This window comes from Nocardioides islandensis (assembly GCF_015352455.1).
Taxonomy (GTDB): domain Bacteria; phylum Actinomycetota; class Actinomycetes; order Propionibacteriales; family Nocardioidaceae; genus Nocardioides; species Nocardioides islandensis.
The window spans coordinates 154,303-173,136 of the sequence record NZ_JADKPN010000005.1; the positions used below are offsets into that span (position 1 = coordinate 154,303).

Annotated in this window: 16 protein-coding genes; 6 read left to right on the forward strand and 10 right to left on the reverse strand. The window is 70.4% G+C overall.

What is annotated here, in order from left to right; genetic code table 11:
• Positions 1-33 precede the first annotated feature (33 nt).
• Positions 34-909, reverse strand: coding sequence for an NUDIX hydrolase (locus tag ISU07_RS10835; protein WP_194706801.1), 876 nt, complete (start codon positions 907-909; stop codon positions 34-36).
• A gap of 22 nt (positions 910-931) precedes the next feature.
• On the opposite strand from ISU07_RS10835, the gene ISU07_RS10840 reads away from it, so the two are divergent.
• The 6 genes from ISU07_RS10840 to yidC all read left to right on the forward strand — a co-directional run bounded on the left by ISU07_RS10840 (position 932) and on the right by yidC (position 6,244).
• Positions 932-2,014 (forward strand): acyltransferase family protein, encoded by a 1,083-nt coding sequence (locus ISU07_RS10840; protein WP_194706802.1) that lies wholly within the window; start codon positions 932-934, stop codon positions 2,012-2,014.
• Between the two features lie 307 nt (positions 2,015-2,321).
• Entirely contained in the window at positions 2,322-3,545 is a 1,224-nt protein-coding gene (locus ISU07_RS10845; protein WP_194706803.1) for an HNH endonuclease signature motif containing protein, read from the forward strand.
• Between the two features lie 207 nt (positions 3,546-3,752).
• Entirely contained in the window at positions 3,753-3,980 is a 228-nt protein-coding gene (locus ISU07_RS10850) for a hypothetical protein (protein WP_194706804.1), read from the forward strand.
• Positions 3,981-3,987: 7 nt separating this feature from the next.
• Entirely contained in the window at positions 3,988-5,112 is a 1,125-nt protein-coding gene (locus ISU07_RS10855; protein ID WP_194706805.1) for a DUF6895 family protein, read from the forward strand.
• Entirely contained in the window at positions 5,100-5,381 is a 282-nt protein-coding gene (locus ISU07_RS10860; RefSeq protein WP_194706806.1) for a hypothetical protein, read from the forward strand. Before ISU07_RS10855 ends, ISU07_RS10860 begins: the two co-directional genes overlap by 13 nt.
• Before the next feature lie 59 nt (positions 5,382-5,440).
• Positions 5,441-6,244, forward strand: coding sequence for a membrane protein insertase YidC (yidC, locus tag ISU07_RS10865; RefSeq protein WP_194706807.1), 804 nt, complete (start codon positions 5,441-5,443; stop codon positions 6,242-6,244).
• On the opposite strand, the gene ISU07_RS24460 is transcribed toward yidC, so the two are convergent.
• From ISU07_RS24460 to ISU07_RS10905, 9 genes are all read right to left on the reverse strand, one after another.
• Positions 6,231-6,359: a hypothetical protein gene (locus tag ISU07_RS24460; protein WP_267238918.1), complete on the reverse strand. Its 129-nt coding sequence runs from the start codon at positions 6,357-6,359 to the stop codon at positions 6,231-6,233. The two genes, yidC and ISU07_RS24460, sit on opposite strands and share 14 nt — an antisense overlap.
• Complete coding sequence (locus ISU07_RS10870) at positions 6,356-6,940, reverse strand: DinB family protein (RefSeq protein WP_194706808.1); 585 nt, start codon at positions 6,938-6,940, stop codon at positions 6,356-6,358. The genes ISU07_RS24460 and ISU07_RS10870 overlap by 4 nt, the downstream gene beginning before the upstream one ends.
• Positions 6,937-7,731, reverse strand: a complete 795-nt coding sequence (locus ISU07_RS10875; protein ID WP_194706809.1) for a lysophospholipid acyltransferase family protein — start codon at positions 7,729-7,731, stop codon at positions 6,937-6,939. Before ISU07_RS10875 ends, ISU07_RS10870 begins: the two co-directional genes overlap by 4 nt.
• A gap of 20 nt (positions 7,732-7,751) precedes the next feature.
• Complete coding sequence (locus ISU07_RS10880) at positions 7,752-9,011, reverse strand: geranylgeranyl reductase family protein (RefSeq protein WP_194706810.1); 1,260 nt, start codon at positions 9,009-9,011, stop codon at positions 7,752-7,754.
• Between the two features lie 12 nt (positions 9,012-9,023).
• Positions 9,024-9,524, reverse strand: coding sequence for a DUF4232 domain-containing protein (locus ISU07_RS10885; protein WP_194706811.1), 501 nt, complete (start codon positions 9,522-9,524; stop codon positions 9,024-9,026).
• Positions 9,525-9,571: 47 nt separating this feature from the next.
• The gene (locus tag ISU07_RS10890; RefSeq protein ID WP_194706812.1) at positions 9,572-10,405 is read right to left on the reverse strand and encodes a DUF429 domain-containing protein; all 834 of its coding nucleotides are present in this window, start codon (positions 10,403-10,405) and stop codon (positions 9,572-9,574) included.
• 110 nt (positions 10,406-10,515) lie between these two features.
• Positions 10,516-14,406, reverse strand: coding sequence for a DNA-directed RNA polymerase subunit beta' (locus tag ISU07_RS10895; RefSeq protein WP_194706813.1), 3,891 nt, complete (start codon positions 14,404-14,406; stop codon positions 10,516-10,518).
• A 154-nt stretch (positions 14,407-14,560) separates the two neighbouring features.
• A complete protein-coding gene (gene rpoB, locus ISU07_RS10900) occupies positions 14,561-18,052 on the reverse strand; it encodes a DNA-directed RNA polymerase subunit beta (protein ID WP_228521678.1) in 3,492 nt (1,163 codons plus the stop codon).
• 230 nt (positions 18,053-18,282) lie between these two features.
• Positions 18,283-18,783, reverse strand: coding sequence for a phosphate-starvation-inducible PsiE family protein (locus ISU07_RS10905; RefSeq protein WP_194706815.1), 501 nt, complete (start codon positions 18,781-18,783; stop codon positions 18,283-18,285).
• Between the last annotated feature and the right edge of the window lie 51 nt (positions 18,784-18,834).

Sequence of the window (18,834 nt, forward strand, 5' to 3'; positions counted from 1 at the left end):
CAGTCGGCGGTGGCGCGGGTTCACCGCATGAGCCTAGTCGGCGGCGTTCAAGGCCTCGTGGACGACGTCGAGGACGTGGTGGGAGCCGTCGGTCAGCTCGGCGACGGGCACCCAGGCAACGGTGTCGGTCGTGCCGTCGACCTCGACCACGCGCGGTACGGCGTCGTCCGGCACCGTGGCGGCGAAGACCAGGGCGACGGCATGGAAGTCCTCGTACCGGCCCGAGGGTGCCGTCCCGCTGAAGTGCTCGTCGTGCACGAGCAGCAGCTCGCCGACGTCCGGGGTGACACCGCACTCCTCCTCGACCTCACGGACCAGCGCCGCGGCCGGCGCCTCGCCGTGGTCGAGTCCGCCGCCGGGCAGGCTCCAGGAACCGGTGTGGAAGCCCTTCTCGGAGAAGCGCACCAGGAGGACGGCGTCCCACTTGCGGATCAGGGCGTAGGCGCCCACCCGCTGCATCCGGAACGGCGACCAGTCCTCCAGCGCCTGGGTGACCATCGGCACCGTCGGCACGGTGCCGTCGAGCACGTCGGAGAGGAGGTGCCAGGCGGCCTCCGACGTCGAGCCGTCGACCTCGAGCACGCGGGGAGCCGGGGCGTCCGGCGGCACCCACGCGTCGTACACGATCCGCAGCGCGTGGTAGTCCGAACGTCCCCCGTCACGCTTCGCGTGCGGCATGTGGGCGGAGTACACGCGGGCCTGCTCCCCGACGAAGGCGTCGAGCCCCGTCTCCTCCTTGATCTCGCGCACGACGGCGTCGCGCGGGTCCTCGCCGTGGTCGAGGCCGCCGCCCGGCAGCGTCCAGAGCTCGTCGCGCGAGATGCGGTCAGCCAGCCGGGACAGCAGGATCCGTTCGTCGCGGACGATGACGGCGTACGCCGCCACGCGCTGTCGCCGGGGCAGAGGCATGCACCCGATTATGGTTCTCGCGATGTCCTCGTCCGTGAACCCAGCCGTGAGCCCTGCCGTGGCTCCTGCGCCCAAGACGCGCGACCCGTGGCTGGACAACGCCAAGATGGTGCTGGTCACGATCGTGGTGGTCGGCCACCTGATGGTGCTCGTGCCCGACGGTGGCGAGAAGAACCGCGCCTACGACTTCATCTACTACTTCCACATCCCGGCGTTCGTGCTGGTGACGGGCTACCTCTCCCGGACGTTCCGGTACAGCCGCCGGCACCTCCTCGCGCTGGTCACCACGCTGGTGGTGCCGTACATCGTCATCGGCTGGCTGATGATCCACTGGCGCGTCCTGCTGGACGAGGCTCCGCCCGGGCTCGAGTGGTTCCAGAACCCGCGCTGGCCGATGTGGTACCTCGCGGCGGTCGTGATGTGGCGGCTCGTGACGCCGATCTTCCGGTGGCACCCCCTGATGGTCGTGGTGGCGATCGCGATCTCTCTCCTGGGCGGCCTCACCAACCAGGAGCTGTTCGACATCAACCGGGCGATGGGCTTCCTCCCGTTCTTCGTGATCGGCCTGCACCTCCAGCCGTCGCACCTGGCCCTGCTGCGACGTCCCCGTGCGTGGGTCGTCGGAGTCGTCGGGGTGCTGTTCGTCTGGTGGATCGCCGACCACACCGACGACTTCTGGAGCACGCAGTTCCTGTACTTCCGTGCGCCGTACGCCGAGCTCGGCGCCTCCGACGGCGAGGGCATGTGGATCCGCGCCCGGCTCATCGTCGTTGCGCTCGTGGGCTCCTTCGCTGTTCTCGCCCTGGTCCCGCGCCGGCGTTCGTTCCTGACCCGGATGGGCGCCTGGAGCCTGGTCGTCTACCTCTGCCACGGCTTCGTCGTCCGGTACCTCGAGTACCGCGGCTACGAGGACTGGATGCCCGGCTCCACCTGGTGGTCGGTCCTCCTCACCGTCGCCGTCGGCATCGCCCTCGCGCTGCTGATCGCCGCCGAACCCGTCGCCCGCGTCCTCAACGTCGTTGTCGACCCGATCAGCTCGATCGCCGCGCTCCGCACCGCCCTCGCTGGTCGAGGACGGAAGGAGTCGGGCCACGAGACCCGGTAACCCCCGCTGGACGAGGAGGGACGCAGTCCCACGCTGGTCGAGGAGGGACGAAGTCCCGTCACGAGACGTCGGCTCACGCTCCGCGTGCGTTGCGGTGGTGACGAACGAACAGGGGTGGCCGGTCGCCGTAGGTGGTGGCGGTGGCCAGGTGAAGGCCGTGCCCGCTGGCAGGTCCGTGGGTGGTCGACCGCTGTGGTCACCGCCCGAGACAACCTCCCGAAAGTCGTTGGCCAGTATCCCGGAATCCCTTGTGGACAAAGGCTTTCCGGGCCGTTGGAGTGTCGGTGGTCGATGCTTGGATGGATCCATGTCCAGCCGGTCCGAGACCCCGATCGCGGCGATCAACGCCGCCCTCGACGACCTCGCCGGCGTGGACCCGACCTACCAGACCGTGGCCGAGCGGAAAGCACGGCTGACAGCGATCTCGCAGGTGATCGCCAAGGCCGAGGCCGACCGCCTCCGGGTCCTGGCCGTCTCCGACGACATCGCCATCGAGACCGGCGCCCGGTCCACCGCCCACTGGCTCGCCGCCGAGACCCGCGACGGGATCGGGCAGGTCCGGGTCCGGGAGAAGATCGCCCGCATCGGTGGCGAGGCGATCACGGCCGCGATGAGCAGCAGCGGCATGAACGTCGCGCAGGCCCGGGAGATCGTCGACGCCCTGGAGCGACTCCCCAAGAACCTGGACCCCGAGCTCCGCGACAAGGGCGAGGCCTACCTGATCGGAGAGGCCGCCCACTTCGGACCACCCGAGCTGCGACGGCTCGGGGCCAGGCTGCTGGAGGTCATCGCCCCCGAGGACGCCGACGAAGCGGAGTACCAGCGACTCCTCGCCGAGGACCGGAGGGCCCGGGCCGTCACCCGGCTCACCTTCCGCGACCGTGGCGACGGTTCGGGAGACCTCCACGCCCGGATGCCCATGCCTGTGCTGAACCGGCTACGTACCTACCTGGAGTCCTACACCGCACCACGACGCGGACCCCTCGGCGGCGCGCTCGGGGACGAGGTCGACCAGCTGCCCGCACCCCGACGTCGTGGGGAGGCGTTCTGCGCCCTCCTGGAGAACCTCCCCACCAACGCCCTGCCCAAGCACGGCGGGACCGCCACCACCGTCATGGTGATGATCGACCTCGAGACCCTCCGGTCCGGCACCGGGACCGCGGAGACCTCCACCGGGGACCGGCTCACCGCCGAACAGACCCGCCGGCTGGCCTGCCAGGCCGGCATCATCCCCGTCGTCCTCGGCGGCAAGGGAGAGATCCTCGACCTCGGCCGCAGCAAACGCCTCTTCACCGGCCCCCAACGCAAGGCCATGGCCCTCCGCGACCGCCAATGCACCGCCGACGGCTGCACCATCCCCGCCGCCTGGTGCGAAGCCCACCACCACCAGCAGCCCTGGTCCCGCGGTGGCAAGACGAACCTCGCCGACGGCAAGCTCCTCTGCCCCTTCCACCACCACCGCGCCCACGACCCCGCCTGGGCCACCCACCACCACCCCAACGGATCCACCACCTTCCACCGCCGGACGTGAGCCACGCGTCAGCGCGTGGTCGAAACCTCCTCGAACGACCGCGCCGAGCGCCACGCGCTCGACGCAGGGACCACCCGTGAGTGGTACGGGTTCACACCGGCACATGTGAGACGTCGGTCGCCCCGAGGTATCACCCGTCCGTGAGCCCACCTCCTCGGCAGCAGTCGCGTGGCACCAGGCCACGCCACCCAACCCGAAGGAACAGCCATGCGTGAGATCGCACGTAGCGCGCTGCGCGAAGAGGTCGTCTCGGCCCTCATCGACAGCGGCGCCATCAACCTCGAGAAGGCGGGCACGGTGTTCAGCAAGTTCGCCGAGTCCGCCCTGCGCACCAACGAGGAGCTGACCATCTCGGTCGGTCCCTGGAACTACCTGGCCTGCGGCTGGCCCGGCCCCGAGATCCGCGGCATCGAGCTCGGCCTGCGCGAGGGCTGATCCCACGGTGCCGCACCGGATCCCCCTTCCTCCCACCGGCGACGAGCTCCGCGCCGTCGTCACCTCGAGCCTCGCGCTCACCGCGGAGGCCGTCGGCAGCCTCGACGCGTACCCCGGCCTCCTCGACCCCGAGAAGCTCGTCGGCGAAGCCCTGCTCCTGCTCCGGGCGACGCGCACCGAGGCGGACACCTCCGAGTGGCAGACCCTGTACGACGCCACCGCACCCCGCGCGCGTGCGGCCGACCTCGCCCCCCGTATCTGCCGCGACCCCGGTCGCGCACTCGAGCTCGCCTTCACGCACGTCCAGCTCTCCGACCTCGGGGACCGCGACCCCGCGGTCGACGTCCTGCTCGACCTCGCCCTCGCCGAGGAGGCGACCGGCCCAGCGCCGTACGTCGTCCCCGAGCTCCAGCGGCAGTGGCTCCGCGACGTCCGGCGCGAGCAGCCCGACGAGACGGCCTGGCGCAGGCTGCTGCGCGGGTCGAGCCTCGCCCGCCCGATCGACCTGCTGCGGTGCAGCACCCAGGACGTGTACGACCTGACCCATGCCGTCATGCACGGCACCGACCTGGGGCTGTGGCCGCTCACCTCGCCACGCGACCCGGTCGAGCTGGCCGAGGACCTGGACGCCCTGCTCGGCATCGCCCTGGACGCCGAGAACCTCGACCTCACCACCGAGCTGCTCTGGGCGTGGCCGATGCTCCGGCTCCCGTGGACGGCCGCCGCCGGCGTCGCCCTGGACACCGTCATCGAGAGGCACGCGCGCCTCGGGTACCTCCCCGGACCGGGCCTCGACCCCACCGGCGGACCCGACCGGACCCAGGTCCTCGGTACCTCGTACCACGCCACCCTCGTCCTCGGGATCCTCGCCGCGGCCCTCCTCCGCGCCGGTGAGCTCCCGACCGCGGACGACGGCGGCCTCGACGCCACGCACCTCGCCGTCGCGCTGCGCCGGGCCAGCGACGACGCCGACATCGCGGAGGTACATCGCCTGCTCGGGCAGGCCGTGGAGTCGGGCCTGACCCAGGGACGGGCCGTGGTGCAGGCGACCGCCCTGCTGCGCCGGGTCACCGCGCTGGTCCTCCAGGACGCCTCGGCCGAGCGGCGTACGATCTCGGCATGCACCGGCTGACGCACGCGCTCGCGCTGTCGTGCGCCGGTGCCCTCGGCCTGGTGCTGCCGACCCTGCTCGTCGGCGCCGATGCGCCGGCCACGCTGGTGGTCGCGACACTGGCCGCCGCCGTCGCCGCCATGGTCTGCGTCGCCGGACGCCTCGTCCTGGCTCCTGCGTGGGCCACCGTGCACGTCGAGGACCGCACGCACGCACCCCGGCGTGGTCCGGGACGGGTCACCGACCCGACGCACCACCCGATCCGCCGGCGCGCTCCCGGACAGGCCTGACCGCTCGCCCCTGCGCGAGCGCCTCAGCCCATCCCCGTCCGAACCCCAGGAGCTCTCGCATGTCCGTTCTCGACCCGTTGTCGCACGCCCTCGCCGCCCTCGTCGCCTCCTTCCACTCCACCCTGACCGCCCTCGGCGCCGACCCCGCCACGGGCCTCACCTGGACGCTGTCCGTCGTCGCCGTCGTCATGACCGTCCGCCTCGCCCTCCTCCCGCTGGTGGTCCACGGGGTCCGGTCCGCCCACGCCGCAGCGCGCGCCCGACCGCAGCTGGCCGACCTGTCCCACCGCTACCGCAACCGCGCCGACCTGGAGAGCATCCGTCGGCTGCGGGAGGAGCGCCGCGCCATCGCCGCCGAGCACGGACAGTCCCGCCTCGGCTGCCTGCCGATGCTCCTCCAGGTGCCCGTCTGGATCGCCCTCTACCACCTGCTCAGCCAGGTGGCCGCCGGCACGTCGGTCGGCGCGATGACCCCGGCGCTGGTCGCGTCCCTGGGTGCGGCGACCTTCCTCGGAGTTCCGCTCGCCGACCGCGGCTACGTCGGCCTCGGCCCGGCCCACCTCGCCGTGACGGCGGGCCTCGCCCTGCTCGCGGCCGGCCTCGCCTTCGTGACCCAGCGGTACGTCGTGGCGCCCAACACGGTGACCGACGGGCTGCCGCAAGCGGTGGCCACCGCCCAGCACCTGGTGCCGCTGGCCTCGGCCGTCTCGCTGCTCGTGGCCGGCAGCGTCGTACCGCTGGCCCTGCTCGTCTACTGGGCGTGCAGCGGAGCCTGGACCCTCGCGCAGTCGGCCGTCATCACCCGATGGTTCCCGACGCCCGGGACGCCGGCGGCCGCACGCGCCGCGCTCAGGGCCGGGTGAGCGCCTCGACCGGCGCCACCGGCACGACGCCGTCCGCCGTGGCGGCGAGGTCCTCGTCGAGGGTGACCGCCTCGGAGCGGATCGCCGCGGGAGCCACGATGGCGTACCGCGTCACGAGCCGGCCTCGCGCGCAGCCGCCTCCACGCGCGCGTGGTAGGCCGCCCAGTCGTAGCCGTCGAGGATGTTGGGGTCTCCCGGACGGCGGCCGACGGCGGAGTCGATCAGCTCCCGCACGATGTCCATCTGCCCCGCGTGGCGGGCCGTCTCGTCGACCATGTGCACCGCGACCTGTCCGAGGGTGACCTCCGGCTCCCGCCACCACTGCACGGTCCCCACGGCGTCGATGTCCCGCGCCGCGAACGTCTCCTGCGCGTGCGACCACGAGTCCCGGTAGAGGCCGATGACCCACTCGCTCGCCTGGTCCGCCTTCACCCACAGGTCGTCCTGCGGGTCGGCGTTCTCGTCGGAGTACCAGGTCATCTCGTCCGTGCGCGGGAAGGGCCGTCCGAACGTGGCGCCGAAGTAGCCCGCCTGCACGCTCGCCAGGTGCTTGACCACCCCGAGCAGGTTCGTGGCCGTCGGCGTCATCGGCCGGCGCAGGTCGTACTCGGACAGTCCGTCGAGCTTGTGGAGCACCGAGGCGTTCAGGAGTCCGAGGCGCTCGACGAGGTGGGCCTTCAGGTCGTTCGAGGTCATGGCGCCACCCTAGGTGGCCCCCACGACGGCGGCACCGCCGAGCGCGGCACGCTGTCCAGGGCCAGCGCCTCGGCCCGGTCCGGGGCGTGCCCGCCGAGGTGCGCGGGGTACCAGGGGGCGTGCTCCCCCGGTGCCGGCACGTGGTCCGGCAGCCGTTGCAGACCCTCCAGGAGGTCGGTCATGGCGTGCCCGAGCCGGACCGTGGCCCCGGTCAGGTCCTCGCCCGGGGCGACGGACAGCGGCGCTCCGAACGTCACGTCCACCCGCCGGTGCCGGCGCAGGCTCGTCCGCGAGTGCTTGGTCCCGTCCGGCCGCGGCCGCGTCACGGACGCGATCCGTTGCGTGCCCCACAGCGCCATCGGCACCAGCGGAGCACCGGTCTCGCGCGCCAGCGCAGCAGGTCCGCGCATCAGCGAGCGCACGGCGTACGCGTGCGAGATGCCGGCCTCCGGGAAGATCCCCACCGCCTCGCCCTCTCGCAGCAGACGCCGCGCGGTCAGGTACGCCGCCGCGGGAGCCTCCCGGTCGACCGGCACGTGTCGCATCCCGACCATCGCCCGCCGTGCCGGCGAGTCCCACACGTCGTGGCGGGTCAGGAACCGCACCCAGCGGTCCCGCTCGTGCGCGGCCAGCCCGATCCAGAGGAAGTCCGGGTACGACACGTGCGTGGACGCCAGCACCACCGGCCCCGTTCGAGGCACGTTGTCCAGGCCGGAGTAGTGCAGGCGTACGTCGAGCAGCCGGACCGCCAGCCGGGTGGCGACGCCCGTCGCCCGGTACCAGCCCTCCATGACCCGTGGTTCGGAGCAGCTCAGGCGAACGGCGGGCGCGCGTCGCGGGCGATCGACCGACGGCCCGCCCAGCGCCAGACCCGGGCGGCACGGTCGCGGTCCTCCTCGGTGACCAGGTTGCCCATCCAGCGCAGGGCCAGCGTCATCAGCCAGTCCGACCGCATCCCGGCCGGGCCGAGCGTCGGCAGCAGCCGCGGGATCGTCACCAGCCCGGCGAGGCGGCGCGCGATGGAGAACGCCTCGCCGTAGTGCTCGCGCAGCAGCGCCGGCCACACCGCCGACAGGTCACGGTGCGTCGCCATCGTCTCCACGACGAGCCGTCCGGTCTCCAGGCCGTAGTCGATGCCCTCGCCGTTGAGCGGGTTCACGCACGCGGCCGCGTCGCCGATCAGTGCCCAGTTCGCGCCTGCGACGCCCGACACCGCGCCCCCCATGGGCAGCAGTGCCGACGTCGGCATCCGCAGCTCCTGGCCCAGCCCGAAGTCCGCGCGCCGCTGCTCGGCGTAGAACGCCATCAGCGGCTTGATCGCCACGTCCGCGGGTCGCTTGGCGGTGGCCAGCGTGCCGACGCCGACGTTCACCTCGCCGTTGCCGAGCGGGAAGATCCAGCCGTACCCCGACAGCACCGCGCCCTGCTCGTCGCGCAGCTCCAGGTGCGAGCTGATCCACGGGTCGTCGGACATCGAGGAGTCGGCGTACGAGCGGCCCGCGACGCCGTAGACCGTCTCCCGGTGCCACTCCCGGCCCAGCAGCTTGCCGAGCGGCGAGCGCACGCCGTCCGCCACGACCAGCCGGTCGCAGGCGACCTCGAACCGCTCGCCCTGCCGCGACCTGTCGCGCGACCCGCGGGCGAACTCGACCGCGGCCACCCGCGACCCGTCCATGCGTACGCCGACCGCTCGCGCGCCATCCACCGCCTCGGCGCCCGCCTTGATCGCGGTCGTGCGCAGGTGGTCGTCCAGCTCGGTACGGGTAACGGCCGAGCCCCAGTCGGGCAGGGCGCCACCCGGCCAAGGCAACAGCAGGGTCTGTCCGAAGCCGTGGGCCCGCAGGCCCTGGTTGACCGTGTGCGCGCGCAGCCAGTCCTCGAGACCCAGCTTCTGCAGCTCGGCCACCGCCCGCGGGGTGAGCCCGTCGCCGCAGGTCTTGTCGCGCGGGAACACCGCCGCGTCGGCCAGCAGCACGTCGTGGCCGGCCTGGGCGGCCCACGCCGCGGCCGCCGACCCGGCGGGGCCGGCGCCGACGACCAGCACGTCGGTGCGCAACGGGGACGAGGTCACCCGCCCAGTGTCTCAGCGCCGGTAGGGGCGATGCGAAATGAGGTGCACCTTCACGTTGGCGCAGCCGGTGGTCGGGTGCGGGATGTACTGCGAGGCGGTCTCGTCGGGGATGTACACCCGGAAGCCGTCGACGTGACGCGGCCGGCACCTGGCCTTGGGGTACGGCGCGAACGACGTCTCGACGACGCGGCTGTGCACCCGCTCACCGGGCTGGAGGACGTACAGGCGCACCGTGCCCGCCTCCCGGTCCGCGGCCGCCCCGACCTGGGTGCCGTCCCCGCCGCCGACGTACGACAGGCCGCCGTACCCGCCTGTCACGCAGGTGCGGTCGCCGGTGTTGGTCAGCACGATCCGCCCGTAGACGTGGCTCATGGCGGCGTCGCCGCCGCGGTAGGACGCCGTCAGGTCGGCGTTCGTGCACTCCGGGATCGACGCCCCGGAGGCGGGAATCGGCATCCCGAGTGCGCCGATGACGAGGCTCGCCGAGATCGCGGCGAGGGTACGGGTCTTCACGTCACTGGGACGCGAAGTCCCCGCCGTTGGTTGTCGGCGCCGGTCGTTCAGACCCGGATGGCAGCCGGGATGCCGTCGGAGAAGACCTCGGGCGGATCCGGGAGCGACACGGCCTCCCCGACGGCCACCCGCCGGGCGGACCACGCGACGACACAGGCGTCGAGCAGGTCGTCGACGGCGTACCCCGGACCGCGGACGACGGCCGGCAGCGACATCCCGGTCGACTCCAGCGCCGAGACCCGGGCCGCCCGTCCCGCGGCGGTCTTCTTCGACGCGACGACGCACGACGGGTCGATCGCGGCGAAGGACACCTCCGGGTGGACCTCGGCCACCGTCACGCCGGGCACCGACCTCACCCAGGCGTCCACCTCCAGGATCTTGCGGGTCAGCCCGAACCCCTGGTGGCTCAGCCCGCGCCCGCACGCCTGCTTGTTGAGCGCGTTCGCCTCCGCCCACGTCGGCGCTTCGCAGGCCACGCGCATCGGAGTCGGGAACACCGAGGACTTGCGCCCCGGCCGCAGCCGCCGGCGCGCCAGCGCCTCCGCGGCTCGCTGGTCGCCCGAGTCCGGCAGCCCCATCGGCATGTCGATGCCGACCACCACGCACCCCTCGACCCGTGCCACGACCTCGGCGATCGTCGTCGCGACCACCACGGACACGGCGTCGTCGACCAGCCACGCGCCGATCCAGCCACCCGGGCAGCCGTCGACCCCCAGGACGCGAACCGTGCTGGTCGAGCCGGTCTCCATGGTGGCCGACCCGGCGTTCATGGTGGTCGAGCCGGCGTTCATGGTGGTCGAGCCGGCGTTCATGGTGGTCGAGCCGGCCGAGCCGCTGGGCGAGGCCGTGTCGAGACCCGGTGAGGGCAAAGGCTGCTTCATCGCTCACCGGGTCTCGAGACGCGTCGCGCCCCCCGAGCAAGCTCGGGGGGCGCCGACGCTCCTCGACCTAGTCACCTTTCCTCTGCCTCACAGGCTCGGCAGAGGGGTGCCTAATTCTGGAACGGACCGAAGTCGAAATCGTCCAGGGCCACGGGCTGGCTGGCGTTGCCGAACTCGTAGTCGTAGGAGTCGTAGCCGGTGACGGAGTACGCCGCGGCGCGGGCCTCCTCGGTGGGCTCCACCCGGATGTTCCGGTACCGCTCCAGGCCGGTGCCGGCCGGGATCAGCTTGCCGATGATGACGTTCTCCTTCAGGCCGCGCAGGCTGTCGGAGCGGGCGTGGATGGCCGCGTCGGTGAGCACCCGGGTCGTCTCCTGGAAGGAGGCGGCCGAGAGCCACGACTCGGTGGCCAGCGACGCCTTGGTGATGCCCATCAGCACCGGGCGACCGGAGGCGGGCTTGCCGCCCTCGGACACCACACGTCGGTTCTCCTTCTCGAAGATGACGCGGTCGATGAGCTCGGACGGCAGCATGTTGGTGTCGCCGGACTCGATGACCGTGATCCGGCGCAGCATCTGCCGCACGATGATCTCGATGTGCTTGTCGTGGATCGACACACCCTGGCTGCGGTAGACCTGCTGGACCTCCTGCACCAGGTGCTCCTGGGCGGTCCGCACGCCGAGGATGCGCAGCACGTCGTGCGGGTCCTCGGTGCCGACGATCAGCTTCTGGCCGACCTCGACGTGGTCACCGTCGTTCACCAGCAGGCGCGACCGCTTCGACACGGGGTACTCCTGCACGTCCGACCCGTCGTCGGGCGTGAGCAGCACCTTGCGCGTCTTGTCGGTCTCCTCGATCTCGATCCGGCCCGCGGCCTCGGAGATCGGCGCACGGCCCTTGGGCATCCGCGCCTCGAAGATCTCCTGAACACGCGGCAGACCCTGCGTGATGTCCTCGGCCGAGGCCACACCACCGGTGTGGAACGTCCGCATCGTCAGCTGGGTGCCGGGCTCACCGATCGACTGCGCCGCGATGATGCCGACGGCCTCGCCGATGTCGACGAGCTTGCCCGTCGCCAGCGAGCGGCCGTAGCACTTCGCGCACGTGCCGGTCTTGGCGTCGCACGACAGGACCGAGCGCACCTTGACGATCTCGACGCCGGCCGCGACCAGCTCGCCGATCTTCACGTCACCCAGGTCGTCGCCCGCCGCGACCAGCACCTCGCCCGTGTCCGGGTGGGTGATGTCGATCGCCGCCGTGCGGGCGTACGCCGCGGTCTCGGCGTTCTCGTCCTTGCGGACGACACCGTCCTCACCGCGTGCGCCGATCCGCTTGTCCAGGCCACGCTCGGTGCCGCAGTCGTCCTCACGGATGATGACGTCCTGCGACACGTCGACCAGACGACGCGTGAGGTACCCCGAGTCGGCGGTCCGCAGCGCGGTGTCGGCGAGACCCTTGCGGGCGCCGTGCGTGGAGATGAAGTACTCCAGCACGGACAGACCCTCGCGGAAGTTCGCCTTGATCGGCCGCGGGATGATGTCGCCCTTCGGGTTGGCCACCAGACCACGCATGGCCGCCACCTGGCGGATCTGCATCATGTTTCCGGAGGCACCCGAGCTCACCATCATGAAGATCGGGTTGGTCTTGTCGAAGTTGGACTCCATCTCGGCGGCGACCTTGTTGGAGGCCTCCGTCCAGATCTCGATGAGGTCCTGGCGACGCTCGTCGTCGGTGACCAGACCACGCTCGTACTGGGTCTGGACCTTGGCGGCCCGGTCCTCGTAGGCCGAGAGGATCTCGCCCTTCTTGTCCGGCGTGGTCACGTCGTCGATCGACACCGTGACACCCGAGCGGGTCGCCCAGTGGAAGCCGGCGTCCTTCAGGGCGTCCAGCGACGCGGCGACCTCGACCTTCGTGTAGCGCTCGGCCAGGTCGTTGACGATCGTGCCGAGGGCCTTCTTGCCCACCTCGTAGTTCACGAAGGGGTAGTCGGCGGGCAGCGTGTCGTTGAACAGGGCGCGGCCCAAGGTGGTCTCGAGGGTCAGCGACTGACCCTCCTCCCACTCCTCGAGCCCGAGCTCCAGCGGCGGCACGATGTCGACGAAGCGGATCTTCACCTTGCTCTGCAGGGTGATCTCACCGTGGTCGAACGCCATGATCGCCTCGGCCGGCGACGCGAACGCCCGGCCCTCGCCGACCTCGCCCTCGCGGTCCGTGGTCAGCCAGAACAGGCCGATGATCATGTCCTGCGAGGGCATGGTCACCGGTCGGCCGTCCGACGGCTTGAGGATGTTGTTCGTCGACAGCATCAGGATCCGCGCCTCGGCCTGGGCCTCGGCGGACAGCGGCAGGTGCACCGCCATCTGGTCGCCGTCGAAGTCGGCGTTGAACGCGCCGCAGACGAGCGGGTGGATCTGGATGGCCTTGCCCTCGATCAGCTGCGGCTCGAAGGCCTGGATGCCGAGGCGGTGCAGGGTGGGCGCACGGTTCAGGAGCACCGGGTGCTCCATGATGACCTCTTCGAGGACGTCCCACACCATGGCGTACCGGCTGGTGCCCGACGTCGCGCGCTCCACCATCCGCTTGGCGGACTTGATGTTCTGCGCGTGTGACAGGTCGACCAGGCGCTTCATCACGAACGGCTTGAACAGCTCCAGCGCCATCATCTTCGGCAGACCGCACTGGTGCAGCTTCAGCTGCGGGCCCGACACGATGACCGAGCGGCCGGAGTAGTCGACGCGCTTGCCGAGGAGGTTCTGGCGGAACCGGCCCTGCTTGCCCTTGAGCATGTCGGACAGCGACTTCAGCGGCCGGTTGCCCGGACCGGTGACGGGACGACCGCGACGGCCGTTGTCGAACAGCGAGTCGACGGCCTCCTGGAGCATCCGCTTCTCGTTGTTGACGATGATCTCGGGCGCGCCGAGGTCGAGCAGCCGCTTGAGGCGGTTGTTGCGGTTGATGACGCGGCGGTACAGGTCGTTCAGGTCGGAGGTCGCGAAGCGGCCACCGTCGAGCTGCACCATCGGGCGCAGGTCCGGCGGGATGACCGGGACGGCGTCCAGGACCATGCCCAGCGGGCTGTTGTTGGTCTTGCGGAACGCGTCGACCACCTTGAGCCGCTTGAGGGCGCGGACCTTGCGCTGGCCCTTGCCGGTGGCGATGGTCTCGCGCAGGTTGTCGACCTCGGCCTCGATGTCGAACGTCTCGAGGCGCTTCTGGATCGCCGTGGCGCCCATGTGGCCCTCGAAGTACTTGCCGAACCAGTTCTTCATCTCGCGGTAGAGCATCTCGTCGCCCATGAGGTCCTGGACCTTGAGCGCCTTGAACGTGCTCCAGACCTCCTCGAGCCGGTCCAGCTCGCGCTGGGCCCGGTCACGGGTCTGCTTCATCTCCCGCTCGGCGCCGTCCTTGACCTTGCGGCGCTGGTCGGCCTTGGCACCCTCGGCCTCGAGAGCCGCGAGGTCCTCCTCGAGCTTCTTGGCACGCTCGTCGACCTGGCTGTCGCGGCGCTTCTCCAGGCGCTCGCGCTCCAGGCCCACCTTGTTCTCGAGCGAGGACAGGTCGCGGTGGCGGGCGTCCTCGTCGACGGCGGTGATCATGTACGCCGCGAAGTAGATGACCTTCTCCAGGTCCTTCGGCGCCAGGTCGAGCAGGTAGCCCAGCCGCGACGGCACGCCCTTGAAGTACCAGATGTGGGTCACCGGGGCGGCGAGCTCGATGTGGCCCATCCGCTCGCGGCGGACCTTGCTGCGGGTCACCTCGACACCGCAGCGCTCGCAGATGATGCCCTTGAAGCGCACGCGCTTGTACTTGCCGCAGTAGCACTCCCAGTCCCGGGTGGGACCGAAGATCTTCTCGCAGAAGAGGCCGTCACGCTCGGGCTTGAGCGTGCGGTAGTTGATGGTCTCCGGCTTCTTGACCTCGCCGTGGCTCCACTGACGGATGTCGTCAGCGGTCGCCAGGCCGATCTGAAGCTGGTCGAAGAAGTTCACGTCGAGCACGATGGCTGCTTGTCCTTCGTTAGTTCTGGATGGTGAGGCTGTGGACTGGTGAGGGTGGTTCCGAGGCTCGGGCCTGGCGGCCCCCACACCTCGACCACCGATCGGTGGTCGAGGCGTGAGGAGCGCTAGCGACGAGCCTCGAAACCACGCATCATCAGACTTCTTCGACGCTGCTGGGCTCGCGACGGGAGAGGTCGATGCCGAGCTCCTCGGCCGCCCGGAAGACGTCTTCCTCGGCGTCCTTCATCTCGATCGGGGTGCCGTCCTGCGACAGCACCTCGACGTTGAGGCAGAGCGACTGCATCTCCTTGACGAGCACCTTGAACGACTCCGGGATGCCGGAGTCGGGGATGTTCTCGCCCTTGACGATCGCCTCGTACACCTTCACGCGGCCCGGCACGTCGTCGGACTTGATCGTCAGCAGCTCCTGGAGGGCGTAGGCGGCGCCGTACGCCTCCATCGCCCAGACCTCCATCTCGCCGAACCGCTGGCCGCCGAACTGGGCCTTACCGCCCAGGGGCTGCTGCGTGATCATCGAGTAGGGGCCGGTGCTGCGTGCGTGGATCTTGTCGTCGACGAGGTGGTGCAGCTTGAGGATGTACATGTAGCCGACCGACACCGGGTCCGGGAACGGCTCGCCGGAGCGGCCGTCGAACAGGTTGGCCTTGCCCGTCTGGTCGATCAGGCGTACGCCGTCACGGGTCGGCAGGGTGGCGCCGAGCAGCCCGGTGATCTCGTCCTCCTTGGCACCGTCGAACACCGGCGTCGCCACCTTGGTGTTCGGGGCGGCCTTGTCGGCGTGGATCTTGATCAGGCTGTCCTTCCACGCCGCCGACTTCTTGTCGGCGTGGAGGTCCAGGTCCCAGCCCTGCTTGGCCAGCCAGCCGAGGTGCAGCTCGAGGATCTGACCGATGTTCATGCGGCGCGGCACACCCAGCGGGTTGAGCACCACGTCGACCGGCGTGCCGTCCTCCATGAACGGCATGTCCTCGATCGGCAGGATCTTCGCGATGACGCCCTTGTTGCCGTGACGGCCGGCGAGCTTGTCACCCACGGAGATCTTGCGCTTCTGCGCGACGTACACGCGGACCAGCTGGTTGACACCCGGGGGCAGCTCGTCGCCGTCCTCGCGGTCGAACACGCGGACCCCGATGACCGTGCCGGACTCACCGTGCGGCACCTTCATCGAGGTGTCGCGCACCTCGCGCGCCTTCTCACCGAAGATCGCGCGGAGCAGCCGCTCCTCCGGGGTCAGCTCGGTCTCGCCCTTGGGCGTGACCTTGCCGACCAGGATGTCGCCGGTGTTGACCTCGGCGCCGATGCGGATGATGCCCCGCTCGTCGAGGTCGGCCAGCATCTCCTCGGAGACGTTCGGGATGTCCCGGGTGATCTCCTCCGGACCCAGCTTGGTGTCGCGGGCGTCGACCTCGTGCTCCTCGATGTGGATCGAGGTGAGGATGTCCTCCTGCACCAGGCGCTGGCTGAGGATGATCGCGTCCTCGTAGTTGTGGCCCTGCCACGGCATGAACGCCACCAGGAGGTTCGTGCCCAGCGCCATCTCGGCGTTGTCGGTGCACGGACCGTCGGCGATCGGCGTGCCGACCTCCAGCCGGTCGCCCTCGGTCACCAGCGGGCGCTGGTTGATGCAGGTGCCCTGGTTGGAGCGGCGGAACTTGGCCAGCCGGTAGGTCTGGTAGGTGCCGTCGTCGTTCATCGTCTCGATGAAGTCGGCCGACACCTCCTTGACCACGCCGGCCTTCTCGGCCACGACCACGTCGCCGGCGTCGACCGCGGCGCGGTACTCGATGCCGGTGCCCACCAGCGGCGAGTCGCTCCGGATGAGCGGCACGGCCTGGCGCTGCATGTTCGCGCCCATGAGGGCGCGGTTGGCGTCGTCGTGCTCGAGGAACGGGATCAGGGCCGTCGCGACCGACACCATCTGGCGCGGGGAGACGTCCATGTAGTCCACGTCCTCGGCCGGGACCTCGGACACGTCGCCGTCACGCTGGCGGACGAGCACCCGCTCCTCGGTGAAGCGGTTCTTGTCGTCGAGCGGCGCGTTGGCCTGGGCGATGACGTACTTGCCCTCGTCGTCGGCGGTCAGGTAGTCGACCTGCTCCGAGACCTTGCCCTTGACCACCTTGCGGTAGGGCGTCTCGACGAAGCCGAACGGGTTGATCCGGCCGTACGACGCCAGCGAGCCGATCAGGCCGATGTTGGGACCCTCAGGGGTCTCGATCGGGCACATGCGGCCGTAGTGGCTGTGGTGGACGTCGCGGACCTCCATGCCCGCACGGTCGCGGGACAGACCGCCGGGACCCAGCGCCGACAGGCGACGCTTGTGGGTGAGACCGGAGATGGGGTTGGTCTGGTCCATGAACTGCGACAGCTGGCTGGTGCCGAAGAACTCCTTCAGCGCCGCCACCACGGGACGGATGTTGATCAGGGACTGCGGCGTGATCGCCTCGACGTCCTGGGTCGTCATCCGCTCGCGGACCACGCGCTCCATGCGGGCCAGGCCGGTGCGGAGCTGGTTCTGGATCAGCTCGCCGACCGTGCGCATGCGGCGGTTGCCGAAGTGGTCGATGTCGTCGGCCTGGACCTCGATGGTCTTGCCCTCGGGGTCCTTCATCTCCGCACCGGAGGCGTCGGCCAGCACCGTGTCGCCGTTGTGCAGGCGCACGATGTAGCGGATCGCGGCCACGATGTCGTCGATGGTCAGCGTCTGCTGGTCGAAGGCCTCGTGGGTGCCGAGCTTCTTGTTGATCTTGTAGCGGCCGACCTTGGCCAGGTCGTAGCGCTTGGGGTTGAAGTAGTAGTTGTTCAGCAGCGTCTGCGCGGCCTCCTCCGTCGGGGGCTCGCCCGGACGGAGCTTGCGGTAGATGTCGAGCAGGGCGTCGCGCTGGGCCTCGGTGTGGTCCTTCTCGAGGGTCAGCATCATCGACTCGTACTGGCCGAACTCCTCGCGGATCTGCTCGTTGGTCCAGCCGAGGGCCTTGAGCAGCACGGTGACGTTCTGCTTGCGCTTGCGGTCGAGGCGGACGCCGACCATGTCGCGCTTGTCGATCTCGAACTCCAGCCAGGCACCGCGGCTCGGGATGACCTTCGCGGTGTAGATGTCCTTGTCGGACGTCTTGTCGGCGGTGCGCTCGAAGTAGACACCCGGCGAGCGGACCAGCTGGGAGACGACGACACGCTCGGTGCCGTTGATGATGAACGTGCCCTTGGGCGTCATGAGCGGGAAGTCGCCCATGAAGACCGTCTGGCCCTTGATCTCACCGGTCTCGTTGTTGGTGAACTCGGCGGAGACGTAGAGCGGGGCGGAGTAGGTGAAGTCCTTCTCCTTGCACTCGTCGACGGTGTACTTGGGGTCGTAGAAGACCGGGTCCTCGAACGAGAGAGACATGGTCTCGGAGAAGTCCTCGATCGGGGAGATCTCCTCGAAGATCTCCTGGAGCCCCGACTTCTCGGAGACGTCCTCGCCGGCGTCGCGACGGCGCGCGACCTCGGCGGTCCAGGCCTCGTTGCCGACCAGCCAGTCGAAGCTGTCGGTCTGGAGAGAGAGGAGCTGGGGGAGCTCGAGAGGCTCGGAGATCTTTGCGAACGAGATGCGGCGTGAGTTTTCAGCAGAGCTGCGCGCGGCCAACAGGTGTCCTTCGACGTGTCCTGGGGTGAATGGCGCCTCCCACCACACCATCGGCCACCGGGCAGGCGGATGGGCATCTGAGGGCAGACGCGAGGGGCCACGATAGCCGATACATGCGCGCACCACAAGTGGGCAGACAAGCCGTGCGCATGTCGCTGCCGACGATGATGACCCGAAGGGCACCCCAGGTCAAGCACATCCGCGAAACCTGGGGAAGCGGGTCGGACAGCTCAGGACGGGCTGGGGGCCGTGCCGTCGCGCTCGTGGGCGGCGTCCGGACCGCCGCCGTCACCCTCGGCGGGCTCGCGCTCCTTACGGCGCAGCAGCAGCGAGGCGGCCGCCAGCACGCCGATCGTGGCGGTGAGGACGCCGATCAGCCAGAGGGTGTCCTCGATGTGATCGGTGCCCACGTAGTCGGGGGCCTTGACCGAGAGGACCACGATCTCCTTGATGGAGGCGATGATCCCGACCACCAAGAACGGCTCGGCCACCAGCTCGCGCTCGGCGAGCGTCGTCCGCACGGCGTACAGCAGCTCCACGACGATGAAGACGAGCAGGAGCAGGTCCAGGACCTCCGCGGCCACCGACACGGTTCCGTCGTCGCTGAGGGCGCCGAACTTCCACACCGTCGCGCCCAGGACGACCGCGGCCACGACCAGCAGCACGACGGCCACCGCCAGGTAGACGACGTTCTCGGCCTTCTCGATGATCTCCTCGGCCCACTCACGCATGGCCGTCATCCTGGCCTGGCCCGGACTCCGGTGGCTACGCCCGCACAGGGG